Annotated in this window: 20 protein-coding genes and 1 pseudogene; 7 read left to right on the top strand and 14 right to left on the bottom strand. The window is 68.5% G+C overall.

Annotation, left to right across the window (positions count from 1 at the left end; translation table 11 throughout):
- Positions 1-5: 5 nt before the first annotated feature.
- The 8 genes from rplB to ACFWIA_RS03390 all read right to left on the bottom strand — a co-directional run bounded on the left by rplB (position 6) and on the right by ACFWIA_RS03390 (position 4,736).
- Positions 6-842 (bottom strand): 50S ribosomal protein L2, encoded by an 837-nt coding sequence (gene rplB, locus ACFWIA_RS03425; RefSeq protein ID WP_385493612.1) that lies wholly within the window; start codon positions 840-842, stop codon positions 6-8.
- A 38-nt stretch (positions 843-880) separates the two neighbouring features.
- Positions 881-1,297: a 50S ribosomal protein L23 gene (gene rplW, locus ACFWIA_RS03420; RefSeq protein ID WP_385493613.1), complete on the bottom strand. Its 417-nt coding sequence runs from the start codon at positions 1,295-1,297 to the stop codon at positions 881-883.
- Entirely contained in the window at positions 1,297-1,953 is a 657-nt protein-coding gene (gene rplD / locus ACFWIA_RS03415) for a 50S ribosomal protein L4 (RefSeq protein WP_385493614.1), read from the bottom strand. The genes rplW and rplD overlap by 1 nt, the downstream gene beginning before the upstream one ends.
- A 7-nt stretch (positions 1,954-1,960) precedes the next feature.
- Positions 1,961-2,605, bottom strand: a complete 645-nt coding sequence (gene rplC / locus ACFWIA_RS03410) for a 50S ribosomal protein L3 (RefSeq protein ID WP_385493616.1) — start codon at positions 2,603-2,605, stop codon at positions 1,961-1,963.
- A 17-nt stretch (positions 2,606-2,622) separates the two neighbouring features.
- Positions 2,623-2,931, bottom strand: a complete 309-nt coding sequence (gene rpsJ / locus ACFWIA_RS03405) for a 30S ribosomal protein S10 (RefSeq protein WP_003948644.1) — start codon at positions 2,929-2,931, stop codon at positions 2,623-2,625.
- Positions 2,932-3,448: 517 nt separating this feature from the next.
- On the bottom strand, positions 3,449-3,646 hold the full coding sequence (locus ACFWIA_RS03400; protein WP_386999953.1) for a DUF397 domain-containing protein: 198 nt from the start codon (positions 3,644-3,646) through the stop codon (positions 3,449-3,451).
- Positions 3,643-3,852, bottom strand: a complete 210-nt coding sequence (locus ACFWIA_RS03395) for a DUF397 domain-containing protein (RefSeq protein ID WP_386999951.1) — start codon at positions 3,850-3,852, stop codon at positions 3,643-3,645. Before ACFWIA_RS03395 ends, ACFWIA_RS03400 begins: the two co-directional genes overlap by 4 nt.
- Positions 3,849-4,736: a helix-turn-helix transcriptional regulator gene (locus ACFWIA_RS03390; protein WP_386999949.1), complete on the bottom strand. Its 888-nt coding sequence runs from the start codon at positions 4,734-4,736 to the stop codon at positions 3,849-3,851. The genes ACFWIA_RS03395 and ACFWIA_RS03390 overlap by 4 nt, the downstream gene beginning before the upstream one ends.
- 263 nt (positions 4,737-4,999) lie before the next feature.
- Here ACFWIA_RS03390 and hisS point away from each other — a divergent pair, with 263 nt between their 5' ends.
- Positions 5,000-6,328 (top strand): histidine--tRNA ligase, encoded by a 1,329-nt coding sequence (hisS, locus tag ACFWIA_RS03385; RefSeq protein WP_385493620.1) that lies wholly within the window; start codon positions 5,000-5,002, stop codon positions 6,326-6,328.
- Positions 6,329-6,373: 45 nt separating this feature from the next.
- Positions 6,374-6,985, top strand: coding sequence for a hypothetical protein (locus tag ACFWIA_RS03380; protein ID WP_386999947.1), 612 nt, complete (start codon positions 6,374-6,376; stop codon positions 6,983-6,985).
- Between the two features lie 120 nt (positions 6,986-7,105).
- On the opposite strand, the gene ACFWIA_RS03375 is transcribed toward ACFWIA_RS03380, so the two are convergent.
- Together ACFWIA_RS03375 and ACFWIA_RS03370 are read right to left on the bottom strand one after the other, a co-directional pair.
- Positions 7,106-7,660, bottom strand: coding sequence for a hypothetical protein (locus ACFWIA_RS03375; protein WP_386999945.1), 555 nt, complete (start codon positions 7,658-7,660; stop codon positions 7,106-7,108).
- An 89-nt stretch (positions 7,661-7,749) separates the two neighbouring features.
- Positions 7,750-8,292 (bottom strand): hypothetical protein, encoded by a 543-nt coding sequence (locus ACFWIA_RS03370; protein WP_386999943.1) that lies wholly within the window; start codon positions 8,290-8,292, stop codon positions 7,750-7,752.
- A gap of 218 nt (positions 8,293-8,510) precedes the next feature.
- Here ACFWIA_RS03370 and ACFWIA_RS03365 point away from each other — a divergent pair, with 218 nt between their 5' ends.
- The 4 genes and pseudogenes from ACFWIA_RS03365 to ACFWIA_RS03350 form a co-directional block, all read left to right on the top strand.
- Positions 8,511-9,440, top strand: a complete 930-nt coding sequence (locus tag ACFWIA_RS03365) for a class I SAM-dependent methyltransferase (RefSeq protein ID WP_386999941.1) — start codon at positions 8,511-8,513, stop codon at positions 9,438-9,440.
- Between the two features lie 127 nt (positions 9,441-9,567).
- A complete protein-coding gene (locus ACFWIA_RS03360) occupies positions 9,568-9,987 on the top strand; it encodes an ATP-binding protein (RefSeq protein ID WP_386999939.1) in 420 nt (139 codons plus the stop codon).
- 98 nt (positions 9,988-10,085) lie between these two features.
- Complete coding sequence (locus ACFWIA_RS03355; RefSeq protein ID WP_386999937.1) at positions 10,086-10,994, top strand: hypothetical protein; 909 nt, start codon at positions 10,086-10,088, stop codon at positions 10,992-10,994.
- A gap of 449 nt (positions 10,995-11,443) precedes the next feature.
- Positions 11,444-11,719: pseudogene (locus ACFWIA_RS03350) on the top strand (helix-turn-helix domain-containing protein); the annotation flags it as partial.
- 255 nt (positions 11,720-11,974) lie between these two features.
- Here ACFWIA_RS03350 and ACFWIA_RS03345 read toward each other — a convergent pair.
- Positions 11,975-12,184 carry a hypothetical protein gene (locus ACFWIA_RS03345; RefSeq protein ID WP_386999935.1) on the bottom strand — a complete coding sequence of 70 codons (210 nt, stop codon included), beginning with the start codon at positions 12,182-12,184 and terminating at the stop codon, positions 11,975-11,977.
- Positions 12,185-12,295: 111 nt separating this feature from the next.
- Entirely contained in the window at positions 12,296-13,084 is a 789-nt protein-coding gene (locus ACFWIA_RS03340) for an AraC family transcriptional regulator (RefSeq protein WP_386999933.1), read from the bottom strand.
- A 207-nt stretch (positions 13,085-13,291) separates the two neighbouring features.
- Here ACFWIA_RS03340 and ACFWIA_RS03335 point away from each other — a divergent pair, with 207 nt between their 5' ends.
- Complete coding sequence (locus ACFWIA_RS03335) at positions 13,292-14,632, top strand: MFS transporter (RefSeq protein WP_387000169.1); 1,341 nt, start codon at positions 13,292-13,294, stop codon at positions 14,630-14,632.
- Between the two features lie 97 nt (positions 14,633-14,729).
- On the opposite strand, the gene tuf is transcribed toward ACFWIA_RS03335, so the two are convergent.
- Positions 14,730-15,923, bottom strand: coding sequence for an elongation factor Tu (tuf, locus tag ACFWIA_RS03330; RefSeq protein WP_386999931.1), 1,194 nt, complete (start codon positions 15,921-15,923; stop codon positions 14,730-14,732).
- Positions 15,924-16,073: 150 nt separating this feature from the next.
- Complete coding sequence (fusA, locus tag ACFWIA_RS03325) at positions 16,074-18,194, bottom strand: elongation factor G (RefSeq protein WP_385493634.1); 2,121 nt, start codon at positions 18,192-18,194, stop codon at positions 16,074-16,076.
- Between the last annotated feature and the right edge of the window lie 31 nt (positions 18,195-18,225).

The raw sequence follows: 18,225 nt of genomic DNA, 5'->3' as shown, positions 1-18,225 counted from the left end.
CGCTCCTAGCGCTTCTTGTTCGTCTTGCGGCGGCGGACGATGTACTTGCTCGACGCCTTCTTGGGCGAGCGAGTACGACCCTCCTTCTGACCCCACGGGGAGACCGGGTGGCGACCACCGGAGGTCTTACCCTCACCACCACCGTGCGGGTGGTCAACCGGGTTCATCGCCACACCGCGGACGGTCGGGCGAACGCCCAACCAGCGCTTACGACCGGCCTTGCCCCAGTTGATGTTCGACTGCTCGGCGTTGCCGACCTCGCCGACGGTGGCGCGGCAGCGCACGTCGACCAGGCGGATCTCTCCGGACGGCATGCGGAGGTGGGCCATAGCGCCCTCCTTCGCCAGCAGCTGCACGGAGGCACCGGCGGAGCGGGCGAACTTGGCGCCGCCGCCCGGACGCAGCTCGATCGCGTGGATCGTGGTACCGACCGGGATGTTGCGCAGGGCAAGGTTGTTGCCCGGCTTGATGTCGGCCCCGGGACCGTTCTCGACGCGGTCGCCCTGCGACAGGTTGCGGGGGGCGAGGATGTAACGCTTCTCGCCGTCCGCGTAGTGCAGCAGCGCGATGCGCGCGGTGCGGTTGGGGTCGTACTCGATGTGCGCGACCTTCGCCGGCACGCCGTCCTTGTCGTGCCGACGGAAGTCGATGACGCGGTAGGCGCGCTTGTGTCCGCCACCCTGGTGGCGAACGGTCACACGACCGGCGTTGTTACGGCCGCCCTTGCTGTGCAGGGGGCGGACCAGCGACTTCTCCGGCGTGGACCGCGTGATCTCGACGAAGTCGGCGACGCTGGAGCCACGACGGCCCGGAGTCGTCGGCTTGTACTTGCGGATACCCATTTCTCAGTCCTCGTCCGATATCGGACCAGGGCGCTCCGTTAGGAGGCCTGGCCGAAGATGTCGATACGGTCGCCCTCGGCGAGGGTCACGATGGCGCGCTTGGTGTCCGCGCGCTTGCCGAAACCGGTGCGGGTGCGCTTGCGCTTGCCCTGGCGGTTGATCGTGTTGACCCCGGTGACCTTGACCTCGAAGACCGCCTGGACGGCCTGCTTGATCTGGGTCTTGTTGGCCCGCGTGTCAACGACGAACGTGTACTTGTTCTCGTCGAGCAGCGCGTAGCTCTTCTCCGAGACGACCGGCTTGATCAGCACGTCACGGGGGTCCGTGAACGACTTGCTCAGCGGGGTCTCGACGGTGTTCTTGCCCTCGGTGGCGTGACGCTTCGCCTTGGCGATGCGCGCGGCCTTGGCGGCCTTGGCCGCCTTGGGGGCGATGCTCGGGTGACGCGTGGCCATCAGGCGTCACTCCCTTCGGTCTCAGTGGCCGTGGCGGGGCCGGACACGAAGGACTCGAAGGCGGCCTGGGTGAAGACCACGTCCTCGGAGCGGATCACGTCGTACGTGTTCAGCTGGCCCGGCTCCAGGAGGTGCACCTGGGGCAGGTTGCGGGCGGACAGCCACGCGGCCTCGTCGGCACGGTCGACGACCAGGAGCACGTTCTTGCGCTCGCTGATCTTGCCGAACAGCGTCCGGGCGGCCTTCGTGGACGGGTTGTCGCCCTCGATCACGCCGGTGACGACGTGGATGCGGTTGTTGCGGGCCCGGTCGGTGAGGGCACCGCGCAGGGCGGCGGCCTTCATCTTCTTCGGGGTCCGCTGCGAGTAGTCACGCGGCACGGGACCGTGCACGACGCCACCACCGGCGAACTGCGGAGCGCGGGTCGAACCCTGGCGGGCGCGGCCGGTGCCCTTCTGGCGGTACGGCTTGCGGCCACCGCCGCGGACCTCGCCGCGCGTCTTCGTCTTGTGCGTGCCCTGACGGGCAGCGGCCAGCTGAGCGACGACGACCTGGTGGATCAGCGGAATGCTGACCTTCGCGTCGAAGATCTCCGAGGGGAGTTCGACGGTCCCGGCCTTGTCGCCCGCGGGCGAAAGGATGTCAATGGTGCTCATCGTTACCTCAGGCCCCCTTGGCCGCAGTGCGGACCAGGACGAGGCCGCCGTTCGGACCAGGAACCGCGCCCTTGATGAGGAGCAGGCCCTTCTCCGCGTCAACGGCGTGGACGGTCAGGTTCTGGGTGGTGACCCGCTCGTTGCCCATGCGGCCCGCCATGCGCAGGCCCTTGAACACGCGACCCGGGGTGGCGCAGCCACCGATGGAGCCGGGCGAGCGGTGCTTGCGCTGGGTGCCGTGTCCGGCGCCGAGGCCCCGGAAGTTGTGGCGCTTCATGACACCGGCGAAGCCCTTGCCCTTGCTCTTGCCGGTGACGTCAACCTTGACGCCCGACTCGAAGGTCTCGGCAGTGAGCTCCTGGCCGAGGACGTACTCGCTGGCGTCAGCGGTACGGATCTCGACGAGGTGGCGGCGGGGGGTGACGTCGGCCTTGGTGAAGTGGCCCTTGAGGGGCTTGTTCACCTTGCGCGGGTCGATCTCGCCGAAGGCGATCTGGACCGACTCGTAGCCGTCGACGTCATTCGTACGGACCTGGGTCACGACGCAGGGTCCGGCCTTGACCACGGTCACCGGGACGACACGGTTGTTCTCGTCCCAGACCTGGGTCATGCCGAGCTTCTCGCCCAGGATGCCCTTGATCTGCTTGGTCATCTCGTTACACCGACCCCTCAGAGCTTGATCTCGATGTCGACGCCGGCCGGAAGGTCGAGTCGCATCAAAGAGTCAACGGTCTTGGGCGTCGGGTCGAGGATGTCGATCAGGCGCTTGTGCGTGCGCATCTCGAAGTGCTCGCGCGAGTCCTTGTACTTGTGCGGCGACTTGATGACGCAGTACACGTTCTTCTCAGTGGGAAGCGGCACCGGGCCCGCGACCGACGCACCAGTGCGAGTCACCGTCTCGACGATCTTCTTCGCCGAAGAGTCGATGACCTCGTGGTCGTAGGCCTTGAGCCGGATGCGGATCTTCTGTCCCGCCATGGCTACTTCGTAGTCCTGTTCTATGGGAAAACGCTCTGGTACCCGGAGAGCCGTTCCGGTTCCCTCCGCCGACCCACGCGGTCGGGCGTGTCGCGGTCCCGCTGACATGAATGTCCCTTGGGGGACGTCCCTGCGAGGGGATCGCGGTCACAGACCGCGGGCCGGGGATGAAACACCCGCCGGGTGCCTGGCCGGTACCCCGCTCACACTTCCCGAAAGATTCCCGTACGTCCGCCCCAGCGCTGCCTCACGGCAGATAAGGGCGACGAGTACTGTGGGACTCGCTTCCGGTCCTCCCGGCGGGAGGCGTGCAGCATCGATACTCAACCGAGCAACCCCGACAGTCTGCCATACGGGGTGTGACCCTGGCCAATCGAGCCGTAGAGCGTACCCCAGGCCACTCTGGGCTACACACAGGTGCCGCTCCGACACCACGGCGATCCCCCGAAACCCCGGCCGACCTCCCCGTTCACCCGGTCGGGGGGCCCTCCGGCTGGCCGCTCGACCGGCTGCCCGCTCAGCGTCCTGACGCGTACGCGACGAAATTGGCCCACGCTGCGGGGGCGAACCCTAGGCGGGGGCCCTGGGCGCTCTTGGAGTCCCGCACGAGGACGGCACCTGGGGCGTCCGCCACCTCTACGCAGTCGTTGATGTCGCTGCTGTCGCTGTGGCTGCTCTTGAACCACACCGGCTCCGTGCGGGGCTCGCTGATCACGGCGCGGCGGTGTGCGTGACGAAGTCCGCCCAGGCCGCGCGCGCGAACCCGAGCCGAGGGCCGGCCTTGTCCTTCGAGTCCCGGACGAGGATCGCGTGAGAGGCGTCCGCCACCTCGACGCAGGTGTCACCCTCGCTGCTGTCGCTGAAGCTGCTCTTGAACCACACCAACTCCGGCTCACGCCGGGCAGTCAGCTTGCGGATCATGTCTCTCCCAACACGTCCTCGATAAAAGCCAGCGACTCCCGCGGCGAGAGAGCCTGAGCCCGGATGATGCCATACCGCAGTTCGATGATCCGAAGTTGCCGTGGCTCCGAAACGGGACGCCCAGCGAAGGCGTGATCCTGGCGTCCGACGGCGGAACCATCCTGGAACTTCAGCACCTGCACCCCACCACCCATGCCTGCGTGGTCTTCCCTCGCCGTGGGCATCACCTGCAATTCGACGTTCCTCAACTGCCCTACTTCCAACAGGTGTTCGAGTTGCCGTCGCAGCACCATTCTGCCCCCGATAGGGCGCCGGAGGGTCACCTCTTCCAGGACAAAGCTCAGCTCTGGCGCAGGCGAACGACCGAAGATCGCATGCCGGGCGATCCGGCCCTCAACCATGCGTTCGGCCTCGTCGGGGGCATATGCAGGTCGTCGCGTGCCGATCAGGGCTCGCGCGTACTCCTTGGTCTGGAGGAGCCCGTGCAGGTTGTGGTTGCCGTAAGCGCACAGCTCCACGGCCTGCGCTTCCATCTTGGCCAGTTCCCGAACGCGCTTCGGGTACCGGGCCTCGGCGAGCTCCTTCTTCAGGGCGGCGATCTTGCCGCCCGCACCCAGCGCCTTGTCCGCCTTGTCCAGGTACTCGGGCCTGGGGATGCGCGCCCCGCGTTCGACCTTGTGGACCAGGTCCTCGCCGTAGCCGATCAGGGCGCCGAACTCCCCGGCCCTCAGCCCCGCGCCCACGCGCCAAGCCTTCAACTGGCCGCCGGCCATCTCCGCGACCGACGCGATCTCGTCGTCCGGGGCGACGTCCCAGCCGTCCTCGTCGCACCCGTCCGTCGTCCCGGCCGCGTCCGCCGTCGTCTCCGTCGTCACGCTGTCCACCCCAGGCCACCTCCGCACATTCCGGCCCCGCTCCTCGGCCCGACGCACTCCCCCGTCCGCGGGGGCGACCGCACAGTCACCGTGCGTACGACCCATGTCACTAACAGGCTAATCACCACCAGTGACAGTGAGTGAGCAGAACCGAGAAATCCCCGAACCTAGTCCATATGGCCCGAGCAGCCCATGTTCCGTATGGCAGCGACGTGTTCGGCCGCCTCGCAGACGTTTTGCCGACGGCGGCTGGCTTCCGGAACTATGGCCGCATGGCCTCCTTGAAGCAGTTCGACCCCGCGTCCGGGACCCGGGACTTCCTTGCCGCCGAGTTCGAGCGTCGTGAGCACGCGTTCGCAACCATCCGTACCGTGTTCTCCCGCTACGGCTTCCAGCCGCTCCAGACACCCGCCTTCGAGCGGCTTGACGTACTCACCGGGAAGTACGGCGACGAGGGCGACAAGCTCATCTTCAAGATTCTCCGCCGCGGTGAACACGAGGCCACAGGAGAGGCCGACCTCGCCCTCCGCTACGACCTGACCGTTCCCCTGGCCCGCGCGGCGGCGGCCTACGGCAGCCAGCTCCCCTCGCCGTACAAGCGGTACGCCATCGCTCCCGTGTGGCGGGCGGACCGGCCCGGCAAGGGGCGGTTCCGCGAGTTCGTCCAGTGCGACCTGGACATCGTCGGATCGTCGTCGCCGCTGTCGGACGCCGAGGTCGTCCTCGCCCTGCACGACGCCCTGGAGGCGCTGGGCGTACCCGGGTTCCGCTTCCTGGTGAACTCCCGCCAGGTGCTGTTCGGGCTGCTGGAGGCGTACGGCGTACCGGACGATCTCGGCTCCGGCGCGCTGATCACGCTGGACAAGCTCGACAAGCTGTCCCCTGAGGCCGTCGTGACCGAGCTCGTGGACAGCCGTGGGCTCGACCCTGAGGTGGCACGGGGGTTGGTGGATGACCTCACCGCCCCCGACGCCGTCACACGTATCAGGGGTGAGCTGAAGGCCAGCGAGGCCGGGCAGGCCGGACTGGACGAGGTGGACCGGCTGCTTGAGCTCACCAGTGGTGCGATTCCGACCGAGCGCATCGGATTCGCGCCCAACCTCGTGCGAGGGCTGGACTACTACACCGGAATCATCTTCGAGGTGGTCGCACCGGGCATGCCCGGTTCCATCGCGTCCGGCGGCCGGTACGACGGGCTCATCGGTCGGCTCGGCGGCAAGGACTCCCCCGCCTGCGGCGGCTCCCTGGGCATCGAACGCATCCTGCCCCTCATCTCGCAGACCGACGAGGCCGCCTACTCACAGATCGACGTGGCCGTCACGATCATGGGCGAGGAGCAGGCCACGGACAGCTTCCGCCTCGCGGCTGAGATCCGCCGCGCAGGAATCCGTACCGGTGTCTACCTCGGGGCTAGTGGGAAGTTCGCCAAGCAGATGAAGTGGGCCAGCGACCAAGGGGCCCGATTCTGCGTGATTTACGGCGCTGCCGAACGAGAAGCCGGTACGGTCACACTGCGGGACATGGAGAGCGGTGAACAAGTCCAGGTCCCGTTCGAGCAGGGCGCCGCGGAACTCGCGCGGCGGTGCGCACCATCCAGTTGACGCAGCGGACCCGTTCCGCTGCCGACCTGTTCCGAGGAGGAGCGGATGGGAACGCAAGGCGATCGCATCTTCGAGATCACCGCTGAACGGGGGTTTCCGGACCCCTGGCTCAGCTTCGGAGACTCCCTCTGTGACGAGGCAGCCCTCAGTACGGAACTGACCCGGGCCATCGTCAAGGTCCGCAAGGAACCCGCAGACGAGAGCCGCGCGGAGGCTGCCCGGGTCTTCGAAGCCAAGGAGGCAAACCTCCGCCGCTGCGCGGGCATTCTGGACCAGGTGCTCAGCGACTACGACGACACCGGCACATGGAGTGTCCTGGACGAACGAGCTTCGAGGCTCGACGTCCAGGATGTGTTGGAGACATGGGGCCGTACACAGGCGCTCCATCCCTTTCCCGTCGTGCTCAAGAGCCTTGAGTTCAACTGGGGCTACATGAAAGAACACGGCGTGCGCGCGTTCTATGAGATGACGCGTGGCTACGTCACACGGCTCCAGGAGAACACCGAACGGTGGCAGCGCGCGTGGAACAGTGAAGTCGCCACCGGAGTCGTCGATCGCATCACGTCCATCGAGTGTGACCTGGCCAGCATCGAGGCTCCGATGCACTGCGACGTGTGCAAGAAGACGATCACAGCGCTCCTGTACCTAGATGGCTAGTCCCCACTGACCCAGTTGGGCACGCGACGCCCCGCTCCAACCCCTGCCCGAACAAGGACAGATCAGTTGGGGCGGAGGCAGCCCGTCGTGGAGCGACCGGGAAGCAACGATCGCCTGGGTTCAGCCGATCACCGCCAGGACCCCCACCGACTCCACGAGCAGTACGAGTGACCCGTAGCCGAGGACCTGGCCGACGGACCGCACCCGGCGACCCGCGTCCGTACGCACCACCGCGTCGTGCGCGGCCAGTACCGCCGGTGTGCAGATGACGTAGAAGGCTGACGCGTACAGCAACCAGTCGCGGGCGTCCTGCCACGAACCGACCGCGGGGCCCCGCCCGTAGGCTGCCGCGGCCAACAGCAACGAACCCCCCACGAGGAGCAGCGCGGCTGCGGTCATAGGCCACCACCAGCGCGGTCCGCTGCCCCGCCGCTCTCCCAGCCAGTGGCCGAGGGCGACGGAAGGCAGTACGAAGGCGGCAGAGACCAATGCGGCGCTGAAGAGCAACGCCAGCACCAGCAGGGGCAGCACGAACACTGTCCTCGCCCCCGGTGTCACGCCGAAGAGCGGCAGCGCCAGAAGCAGGCCGAAGCCCTCCACGCACAGCACGGCCATCGAGACCGATGACGGTGCCGCGGCCCGTTCCTTCCGAAGGTCCCCGCGCAGTTGAGTCATCTCGCCCCCGTCCGGCACCCATCATCGCGGAGAGGGGACGCGCCGGAACACCCGCCTCGGCGCGCAGCGGCGCCCGTGGTGGCCGGGGATCAGCTCGCGGTCACCGTGAAGGCTTCGCGGTGCAGCGCGGGCAGCCCCAGGTGGTCGCAGATCAGCCGGGTCAGCCGCTCGTCGTGGTCCTCGTACTCGTGCTCGTGCTCGTTGCCCAGCCCGGCCGCGGTGATGAGGGGAGCCATCTCGTTGGGCCAGTACTCCCCGACCTGGTCCGGGTCCTCGTAGTCGATGCAGGAGGAGATCCGGCCGTCCTTGTAGTGGTACGCCTTGGGTCCGTGGGCCTTGGCCAGGCACGGGTTGGGTATGAAGACCATCAACTCGGCGCCCTGGGGACACAGCTTGCGGTGGTCGATGGGGTCGAAGTCGTTGCGTTCCGGGTCGTGCAGGTGGTGGACGATCGCGCCCCAGCCGCCGGGCTCCGCGTCGTTGCCGTGAGCGAGCGGCGGCCGGTGCTGTGCGACCAGCCCCTCGGTCATCGCCGCCAGCCGGGTGCCTTTGAAGAACACGAGGACGGACTCGTCGTCGAGGTACCGGCCCTCGATCCATGCCATGACGCCCCAGTCGATCCACTTGGTCATGCACGGAACGGTAGCCAGCACCACTGACATCGACCGGACGGCCGGGGCTGGGCGCCGGCCCCAGACGTCAACCTCGGGGATATCCATGATCCGTTCGGGGAAAGGATTCCCGGGTCCGGAGATCAACGGCCCCCCGGACCCGATCGGACGACCGACGCACGCGTACGACACAGAGCACGTCCTTGCCGGCCCCCACCGACCGAAAGGCAACCTCTCCCTTGCGCGCACAGACTCCGAACCCCGTCCGCGAGCCCGCCCCCACCCTGCTCGAACGATTCCCTGTCTTACAGCGCGGGCTCGAACGGCTGGAGCGCAACCCCACCGCCTACGGATTGGCGTTGTGGGCCAGCGGCCACCTCAAGCCGGTCTTCCTGGACCATGTGGTCACCCCCCGGCCCCGCGCCGAACTCGGTCCGGTGCGGGAGGTGTTGGAGGCGGGCCGGGAGGCGTACGCACAGCGGCTGACCGGGTTCCTGGCCCACGCCGACCACCTCGCCCGCATCCCCGTCGAGGGGAGGGAACGGGGGTCCACCCCGTACTGGGGCAACACCTGGCTGTCGCCGCTGGACGCGCTCGGGCTGTACGGCATGCTCGCCGAGCACCAGCCGGCCCGCTACCTGGAGATCGGCTCCGGCAACTCCACCAAGTTCGTGCGCCGGGCCGTCACGGACCTCGGCCTGAAGACCCGGGTCACGTCGATCGATCCGCAGCCCAGGGCCACCATCGACCACCTCTGCGACGAGGTGGTCCGGGTGCCGCTCCAGGACGCTAGCCATGCGGTGTTCGAGGAGTTGGAGGCGGGCGACATCGTCTTCCTCGACGGTTCGCACCGGCTCCACATGGGGTCGGACGTCATGGTCTTCTTCTTCGAGCTGCTGCCCCGGCTGAAGCCCGGCGTGCTGATCCAGGTGCACGACATCATGCTTCCGGGGGACTATCCGGAGTCCTGGCGGTGGCGGCTGTACTCCGAGCAGTACCTGTTGGCGGCGATGCTGACGGCGGCGCCGGAGCGGTTCGACGTCCAGTTGCCGAACGCCTTCATCCACGGCGATCCGGAACTGAGCGGAATCCTCCGCCCGCTCTGGCGGCGGCTCGGGGTCACCCGGCACTTCGACCCCGGTTCCTTCTGGTGGCGCCACCAGGGCTGACGCGCCCCCATGTCCTTCCGCCCGCCCCCCGTACAGCCGGGACACCGCCGCACGCGGACCAGACAGTCACCGCACGCAAGCGTCGTATCGCTCAACAGGGCGGGCGGAAGTGGCGACATTGAGGGACGTGAACCGAGAAACCTCTGAACTCCCCGCCCCCGTCCGGGCCTTCGAGGCCGAGCTGTCGTCCACCCGGGTGGGGGCGCGGCTCGCCCGGCTACTCGCGGAGAGCCGACTCCGTTCCTGGGGCCTTTCCCTCGACGGGGCCGCGCTCGTCGTGGCCGAACTGGCGGCGAACGCGGCCCTGCACGGGAGCAGCGACCGCCAGGGCTTCCGTCTCGCCCTCACGGTCACGGCGTCGGCCCTGCGGATCGAGGTCTCTGACACCGCGGGTCACCGGGTGCCGGGAACCCGGGAGCCGGACGGGGACGCGGAGTCAGGGCGGGGGCTCCTGCTGGTGGAGGCCCTGGCGGACCACTGGGGTGTCACGTCGGGCCCTCCACCAGGCAAAACGGTGTGGGCGGAGATGTTCCTCCCTCGCGAGTGACGGGCCCGTTCGTCAATCCGAGCCGCCTATTCACTCGAATTACTGAACGATGATCGAACAATCACCTGGCATTAAGCGATCTCTTTACGCTCCGGATCATGGTCACTTCCTCTCACGAGGCCGCTCACCGCATCTTCCAGGAACGTCCCGAGCTACTGAGCCCGGTCTTCCGTGCACTCGGCGTGCCCCTGCCCGAGAAATCCGACGTTGAGGTCCTGACAGGTGACGCAACCGAATTCCGACCTCTGGAACGCCGAGTCGACAGCGTCCTGAGGATCGAATCATCGGACGGCACCAAGTTCCTGCTGGCCATCGAAGCTCAGGGCAGACGGGATCCGGAGAAGGCCGCGAGCTGGACGTACTACCTGGCGTTCCTACACGCCAAGTACGACCTGCCCGCGCTCCTCCTGGTGGTGTGCCGGGACCGGGCGACCGCGAAATGGGCGACGGGCCCGTTCAGGACGGGCATCGAAGGCTGGACGGCCCTCAGCACCCACCCACTGGTCATCGGCCCCGACAACGCGCCGGTCATCACCAGCGCTGCCGAGGCCGCGAGGAATCTGGCACTCGCCACCTTCGCGGCCATGACTCATGGCAAGGATCGGGACATCACCCCGATACTGGATGCACTGGCTACTGCTCTCGGCTCCGTCGAGCTGGACACCGCCGAGTACTTCAGCGAACTACTGGAACTCGGACTGGGCGACACCCAGGCCCGGAACACCTGGAGGAACATGATGAGCGTAGGCACGTACTTCCCCGGCCGGGGGACGATCGTCGAAGAGTCCTATCTCAAAGGCAGGACCGACGGTCGGGCCGTGACCATCATCGACATCCTAGGGATGCGGGGCCTCACCATCCCGGACGGAGTCCGGGAGCGGATCACCTCCACCACCGACGAGGACACGCTCATCCAGTGGTTGGAAAGGGCGCTCACCGCCACCGCCGTGGATGACCTGTTCGTGGACGAGCCGCCCCGGGCGACAACATCCAGCGAGGACGCGTAGCTCCTACCCCGGGCGCCCGAACCCGGCAACGCCCACGGCAGGGCCCGTACGACCACTGGTCGTACGGGCCCTTCGAGGTTCAGGGGGCGAGCGACCGTACTCATCCACCGCCGGAGGCCGGCTCCCCGGCCTCCGGCGGCACCGGCGCTAAACCCCCATGGCTGAGGTCAGTTGGAAGAGGATTCCTACCCCACCGCACCCCACCAGACAACAACCCACCCCCGCGTCGCTCGTCCGAGTGATAGGTCGGTGAGAAGTTCGCGTCGGGTCCGATTTTCGGAGAGGGTTCCTTCGACCGAACGGCCAAGCGACCACACCGGCACGCGGCCACACGGCCACACGACGAAACGACCGCACGGCGCACATACATCCCTACATGCGTCGGCCCCCGGCCGGGACTGGCATCCCGAACGAGGGCCTCACCACACGAGAAAGCAACACCTTTCCCGATGGCTGACATGAAGCTTAATGCCCTCCCCGCACCCACACCGCGCATTCCGGAAACCCCACACGGAATCGCCAAAGTCCCCGCCGCCCGATCGTGCGAGGGCGTGCATCTGGGGTACCACCTCACCCGGCACCGAACCCTGTCGTGCACCGCGATCGGGCTCGCGGCACACCTGCTGTCGCTGCCGGACGGCAGCCCCGCGGACATCCGCAGCCTCGCCGCCCGCCTCCCCGAGGGTCGCGACCGCATCGCTTCGGCGCTGCGCGAGTTGGAGAAGCACGGCTACCTGGAACGCGTGCGCAAGAACCTCCCCAACGGGACCTGGGTGACGCTCACCTACGTGTACGAGGACCCGGCCGCGGCCCGTACCGCACCGGAGCCCGCCCCGGAGGTCACCGCACCGCCCGCGCCGAAGCCCACGGCACCCAGCGCACCCGCCGCTCCGACCGAACGGCCACCGCCGCCCCCACTCCCCTCCCCCACCACCCACGCCCCGCACCTGCACGACCAGGCAGCGGAACTGTTGGCTGGCCTACGCACCGCGGACCCGCGGCTCACCCTCGCGCAGCGGGACGTACGACGGCTCGCCCCGGCCGTCGCGACCTGGCTGGAACGCGGCACGCACCCCGACGCCGTCCGCACCGCCCTGACCACCGGGCTGCCCGCGGAACGGCTCCACCACCCGGGCGGATTCGTCGCGTACCGTCTCGCGGCCCTGTTGCCCCCGCCCCTCCCCCGACACCGCACCGGTCCCCCGGCACCGCCCCCGCTCCAGAACTGCGAGGGCTGCGACCTCGCCTTCCGCGCCCCCCACCCGGGCCGCTGCCCGCACTGCCGCTCCGGGGCCACGGCCCTACCCCTCGACCCCGCCCCCCGAAGACGCCCCGTTCAAGTAGCGCCCCGGCGACGTACCGACCGTGCGGCGGAAGGCTGCGAGGAAGGCGCTCGGGGTCGCGTACCCGACGGCGTGCGCGACTCGGGAGACCGGCTGCCCCTCGGCGAGCAGGGGCAGCGCGGCACGCAGCCGCGCATGGGTGCGCCAGCGGTCGAAGGCCATGCCGGTGTCCCGGACGAACAGCCGGGACAGGGTGCGCCGGCTCACCCCGACGGCCCGGGCGTGGGCCTCCAGGCCGCGCGGGTCCGCCGGATCGTCCAGCAGCGCGCCGGCCACCGCGCGCACCCGGTCGTCGGTCGGGACCGGCACGTCGACGGGGGTGACGGGCAGCGGGTGCAGCAGGTCCAGGACGACGGCCTCGCCCCGCAGCCTGGCGTCGTCGGACAGGTCGTCCCGGGAGAGGTAGACCATCAGCTGGGCCAACAGTCCGTCGACCCCGACCGCGGTCGGTTCCGTCCAGTCGAGCGCGCACCGCTCCCGTACGAAGTAGAGGCTGCACAGCACCGCGTCCCGGGTGGCGCCGGTGCGGTGCAGGACCCCCGCGGGGAGCCATAGTGCCCGGGTGCGGGGCAGCACCCACGAGGTGTCGTCCACGGCGATGCCGAGCACCCCGCGCCGCGCCCAGGCGAGTTGGTGGTGGTGCGGGTGGCGGTGCGGGACGAACCACTCCCCCGACATCAGGGGGAAGTGCCCGACGACGATGGCGCCCACCCCCGCGGGAACGGTCCCGAACACGTCTTCGCTCATACCGCCCCAGGGTATGCCCCCAGCGCGCTATCACCTGGCCCCGTAACGCATCGCGGCCAACCGGGTCCGCTCCGTAGCGTCGTGGGCATGACGATCAACCACTCCCCGGGCACCCGTAGCGACCTCGGCACCCGTAGCGACCTCGGCGCCACCGGGCCGCCCGCCCGCCGCGGCACCGCCCTGCTCGTGCTGTGCTTCGTGCAGTTCATGCTCGTGCTGGACGACAACGTGGTCAGCGTGGCGCTCCCCAGCCTCCGCGACGAGCTCGGGTTCAGCGCCGCGGGGCTGGCCTGGGTGGTCAATGCGTACTTCGTCGCCTTCGGCGGACTGCTGCTGCTGTTCGGGCGGATGGCCGACCTGCTGGGCCGCCGGCGCGTCTTCCTCACGGGGGTCGCCCTGTTCGGCGCGGCGAGCCTGGTCTGCGGGCTCGCCCAGGAGCCCTGGCAGCTGGTGGCCGGACGGTTCGTCCAGGGCGCGGGGGCGGCGATGGCCAGCCCGGCCGCCCTGGCGTTGATCGCGCTGCTGTACCCGGGGCCGGCGGAACGGGCCAGGGCGTTCGGCATCTGGGGCGGGATCGCGGGGCTCGGCGGCACCATGGGCCTGGTGGTCTCCGGGGCGCTGACCGGCCTCGCGTCCTGGCGCTGGATCTTCCTGGTCAACCTGCCGGTGGCCCTCGCGGCCGTACTGCTGCTGCCGCGACTGGTGCCCGAGAGCCGGGCCGAACGGGCGGTGCGCCTGGACGTGCCCGGTGCGGTGCTGGGCACGGGCGCCGTGGTGTCACTGGTCTACGGGCTGCTCCGGGCCGGGGAGTCGGGCTGGGCCGATCCGGTCACGGTGGCCTCGCTGGCGCTGGCCGCGGTGCTGGCCGTCGCGTTCGCGGTGTGCGAGGCGCGGGCCGCCGCGCCCCTGGTGCCGCTGTCGTTCCTGGCGTTCCGCTTCCGTGCCGTGGCCAACGGGGCGACCCTGCTGTTCTCCGCCGCCCTGTACGCGATGGCCTTCCTGCTGATGCTGCACCTCCAGACCGTGCTGGGTTACGAGCCCCTCGCCGCCGGGATCGCGTACCTGCCGTTCGGCGGCGGCATCCTGCTGGGCATGTGGCTGTCCGCCCGGGCGGTGCTCCACCTCGGGGTGCGTCCCGCGCTGGTGGTGTCGTTCCTGATCACCGCGGGCGGGTTGCTGCTGCTGTCGGGGGTGGGGCCGGACGACGCGTACGCCCCGGGGGTGCTGCCCGGGATGCTGGTCACCAGCCTCGGGTGCGGGCTGAGCCTGCCCGCACTGACCGTCGCGGCGCTCACCGGCACCACCGAGGAGGACGCCGGCCTCGGCTCGGCCGTCCTGAGCTCCGTGCAGCAGGTCGGGGGCGCCGTGGGGCTGGCGGTGCTGGTGGCGCTGGCCGCGCGGCAAGGTGGCGAGGGGAGTACGGGGGCCGCGGCGACGGACGGCTTCTCCTTCGCCCTGACGGTGGCCGCGGGAATCCTGGTGCTCGGTGCCGTGCTGCTCGCCGCCCTGCTGCGGGACGCCCCGGTCCGCGAGGGGGACCGTACGTAACCGGGCACGCCCCGCACGAACGCTCCGGAAAAACAGAGGACCCGTACGACCACTCGGGTCGTACGGGTCCTCCGCGAATGCGCTGACGCGCGTCAGGTCACTTGTTGATCTTGACGACCTGGCCGGCGCCGACGGTCCGGCCACCCTCACGGATGGCGAACTTCAGGCCCTCTTCCATGGCGACGGGCTGGATGAGCGACACCGTCATCTGGGTGTTGTCGCCCGGCATGACCATCTCGGTGCCCTCGGGGAGGGTCACGACGCCGGTCACGTCCGTCGTACGGAAGTAGAACTGCGGGCGGTAGTTGTTGAAGAACGGGGTGTGACGGCCACCCTCGTCCTTCGACAGGATGTACGCCTGCGCCTCGAACTCGGTGTGCGGAGTGACCGAGCCCGGCTTGATGATGACCTGGCCGCGCTCGACGTCCTCGCGCTTGATGCCGCGGAGCAGCAGACCGACGTTCTCACCGGCCTGGCCCTCGTCGAGCAGCTTGCGGAACATCTCGATGCCGGTGACCGTGGTGGTGGTCTTCTCGGTCTTGATGCCGACGATGTCGACGGTCTCGTTGACCTTGAGGATGCCACGCTCGATACGACCGGTGACGACGGTGCCACGACCGGTGATCGTGAAGACGTCCTCGATCGGCATCAGGAACGGCTTGTCGACGTCACGCTCGGGCTGCGGGATGGACTCGTCGACGGCCTTCATCAGGTCGAGGACGGTCTTGCCCCACTCCGCGTCGCCCTCAAGGGCCTTGAGCGCCGAGACCTTGACGACCGGCAGGTCGTCGCCCGGGAACTCGTACTCGGAGAGCAGCTCGCGGACCTCGAGCTCGACGAGCTCCAGGATCTCCTCGTCGTCCACCATGTCGGCCTTGTTCAGGGCGACGACGATGTACGGAACGCCGACCTGGCGGGCCAGGAGCACGTGCTCCTTGGTCTGCGGCATCGGGCCGTCGGTGGCGGCGACCACGAGGATGGCGCCGTCCATCTGCGCGGCACCCGTGATCATGTTCTTGATGTAGTCCGCGTGACCGGGGCAGTCAACGTGGGCGTAGTGACGCGTCTCGGTCTGGTACTCGACGTGCGCGATCGAGATGGTGATACCGCGCTGGCGCTCCTCGGGCGCCTTGTCGATCTGGTCGAAGGCCGAGGCCTCGTTCAGGTCCGGGTACGCGTCGTGCAGCACCTTGGTAATGGCGGCCGTGAGGGTCGTCTTACCGTGGTCGATGTGACCGATGGTGCCGATGTTGACGTGCGGCTTAGTCCGCTCGAACTTCGCCTTCGCCACTGGGGTCCTCCTGGGAGTGGTTCTGTACGCCTTACTTCATCGGCGCCAGGTGATCTTTGCTGGAAAGCCCGGGGCCTGGGGCGCCCGCCATGGCTGTGGCGGGCACCCCGGTGGCTCCGGAGTCAAGCCTAAAGCGTGTACTCGGTTGAGTTACTCGCCCTTGGCCTTCGCGATGATCTCCTCGGCGACGTTCCGCGGAACCTCGGCGTAGGAGTCGAACTGCATCGAGTAGCTCGCGCGACCCGACGTCTTGCTGCGGAGGTCGCCGACGTAGCCGAACATCTCCGACAGCGGGACCAGGCCCGTGACGAGCTTGGCACCGTGGCGGTCTTCCATCGACTGGATCTGACCGCGACGGGAGTTGATGTCACCGATGACGTCACCCATGTAGTCCTCGGGCGTCGTCACCTCGACCTTCATCATCGGTTCGAGCAGGGCCGGGCTGGCCTTGCGGGCGGCCTCCTTGAAGGCCATCGAACCGGCGATCTTGAAGGCCATCTCGGAGGAGTCGACCTCGTGGTAGGCACCGTCGAGCAGGATGACCCGGACACCCGTGAGCGGGTAGCCGGCGAGCACGCCGAACTCCATGGCCTCCTGGCAGCCCGCGTCCACGGACGGGATGTACTCCCGCGGGATGCGGCCACCGGTGACCTTGTTGACGAACTCGTAGCCGTCGCCCTCAAGCGGCTCCAGTGCGATCTGCACCTTCGCGAACTGACCGGAGCCACCGGTCTGCTTCTTGTGGGTGTAGTCGAGCCGCTCGACCTGCTTGCGCAGGGTCTCGCGGTACGCCACCTGCGGCTTGCCGACGTTGGCCTCGACCTTGAACTCGCGGCGCATGCGGTCGACCAGCACGTCGAGGTGCAGCTCGCCCATGCCGGCGATGATGGTCTGGCCCGTCTCCTCGTTGGTCTTCACGCGGAAGGACGGGTCTTCCTCGGCCAGGCGCTGGATGGCGACACCCAGCTTCTCCTGGTCGCCCTTGGACTTCGGCTCGATCGCGACCTCGATGACCGGGGCCGGGAAGTCCATGGACTCCAGGATGACCGGGTTCGCCGGGTCGGCGAGGGTCTCACCGGTGGTGGTCTGCTTCAGACCCATGACGGCGACGATGTCACCGGCACCCACCGACTCGATCTCCTCACGCTTGTTGGCGTGCATCCGGTAGATCTTGCCGATGCGCTCCTTGCGGCCCTTGACCGAGTTCTGCACCTGAGAACCCGACTCCATGCGGCCGGAGTACACCCGGACGAACGTGAGCTTGCCGAGGTGCGGGTCGCTCGCGATCTTGAACGCCAGGGCGGCCAGCGGCTCGTCCTCGGAGGGCTTGCGCTTGATGATCTCGTCCGGGTTGGACACCGACTGGCCTTCGATGGCCTCGATGTCCAGCGGGGACGGGAGGTAGCGCACGACCGCGTCGAGCAGGGGCTGGACGCCCTTGTTCTTGAACGCGGTACCGCAGAACACCGGGGTGATGGTGGTGCCCTCACTCTTGCCGGAGGCAATCGTGATGCGACGGACGGCCGCGTAGAGCTGCTCCTCGGTGGGCTCGGTGCCCTCCAGGTACAGCTCCATCATGGCGTCGTCGTTCTCGGCGACGGTCTCCAGCAGCTTGCCGCGCCACTCGGCCGCGGCCTCGACGTGGGTCTCGGGAATCTCGACGACGTCGTAAGCCTCACCGAGCGCGGTCTCGGCGGACCACACGAAGGCCTTCATGCGGACCAGGTCCACGACGCCCTGGAAGTCGGCCTCGGCACCGATCGGGAGCTGCATGACGATCGGGGTGGCGCCGAGGCGGTCCACGATCATGTCGACGCAGCGGTGGAACTCGGCACCCGTGCGGTCGAGCTTGTTGACGAAGCAGATGCGCGGAACGCCGTAACGGTCCGCCTGACGCCAAACGGTCTCGGACTGGGGCTCGACACCGGCAACACCGTCGAACACCGTCACGGCACCGTCGAGGACGCGCAGCGAGCGCTCTACCTCGACGGTGAAGTCCACGTGACCCGGGGTGTCGATGATGTTGATCGTGTGGTCGACGTCCTCAAGCGGCCAGTGACAGGTGGTGGCAGCAGAGGTGATCGTGATGCCACGCTCCTGCTCCTGCTCCATCCAGTCCATGGTGGCAGCACCGTCGTGGACCTCACCGATCTTGTACGAGACACCGGTGTAGTACAGGATGCGCTCGGTGGTCGTCGTCTTGCCCGCGTCGATGTGAGCCATGATGCCGATGTTGCGCACCTTGGCCAGGTCAAGCGAAGTGGTAGCCATAAGGCTCAGTCTTCTCTCGGTTCTCGATGGG

Source organism: Streptomyces sp. NPDC127068, assembly GCF_042724695.1.
Taxonomy (GTDB): domain Bacteria; phylum Actinomycetota; class Actinomycetes; order Streptomycetales; family Streptomycetaceae; genus Streptomyces.
The sequence above is the reverse complement of the archived record's forward strand: the minus strand, read 5'-3'. Positions and strand labels throughout refer to the sequence as shown.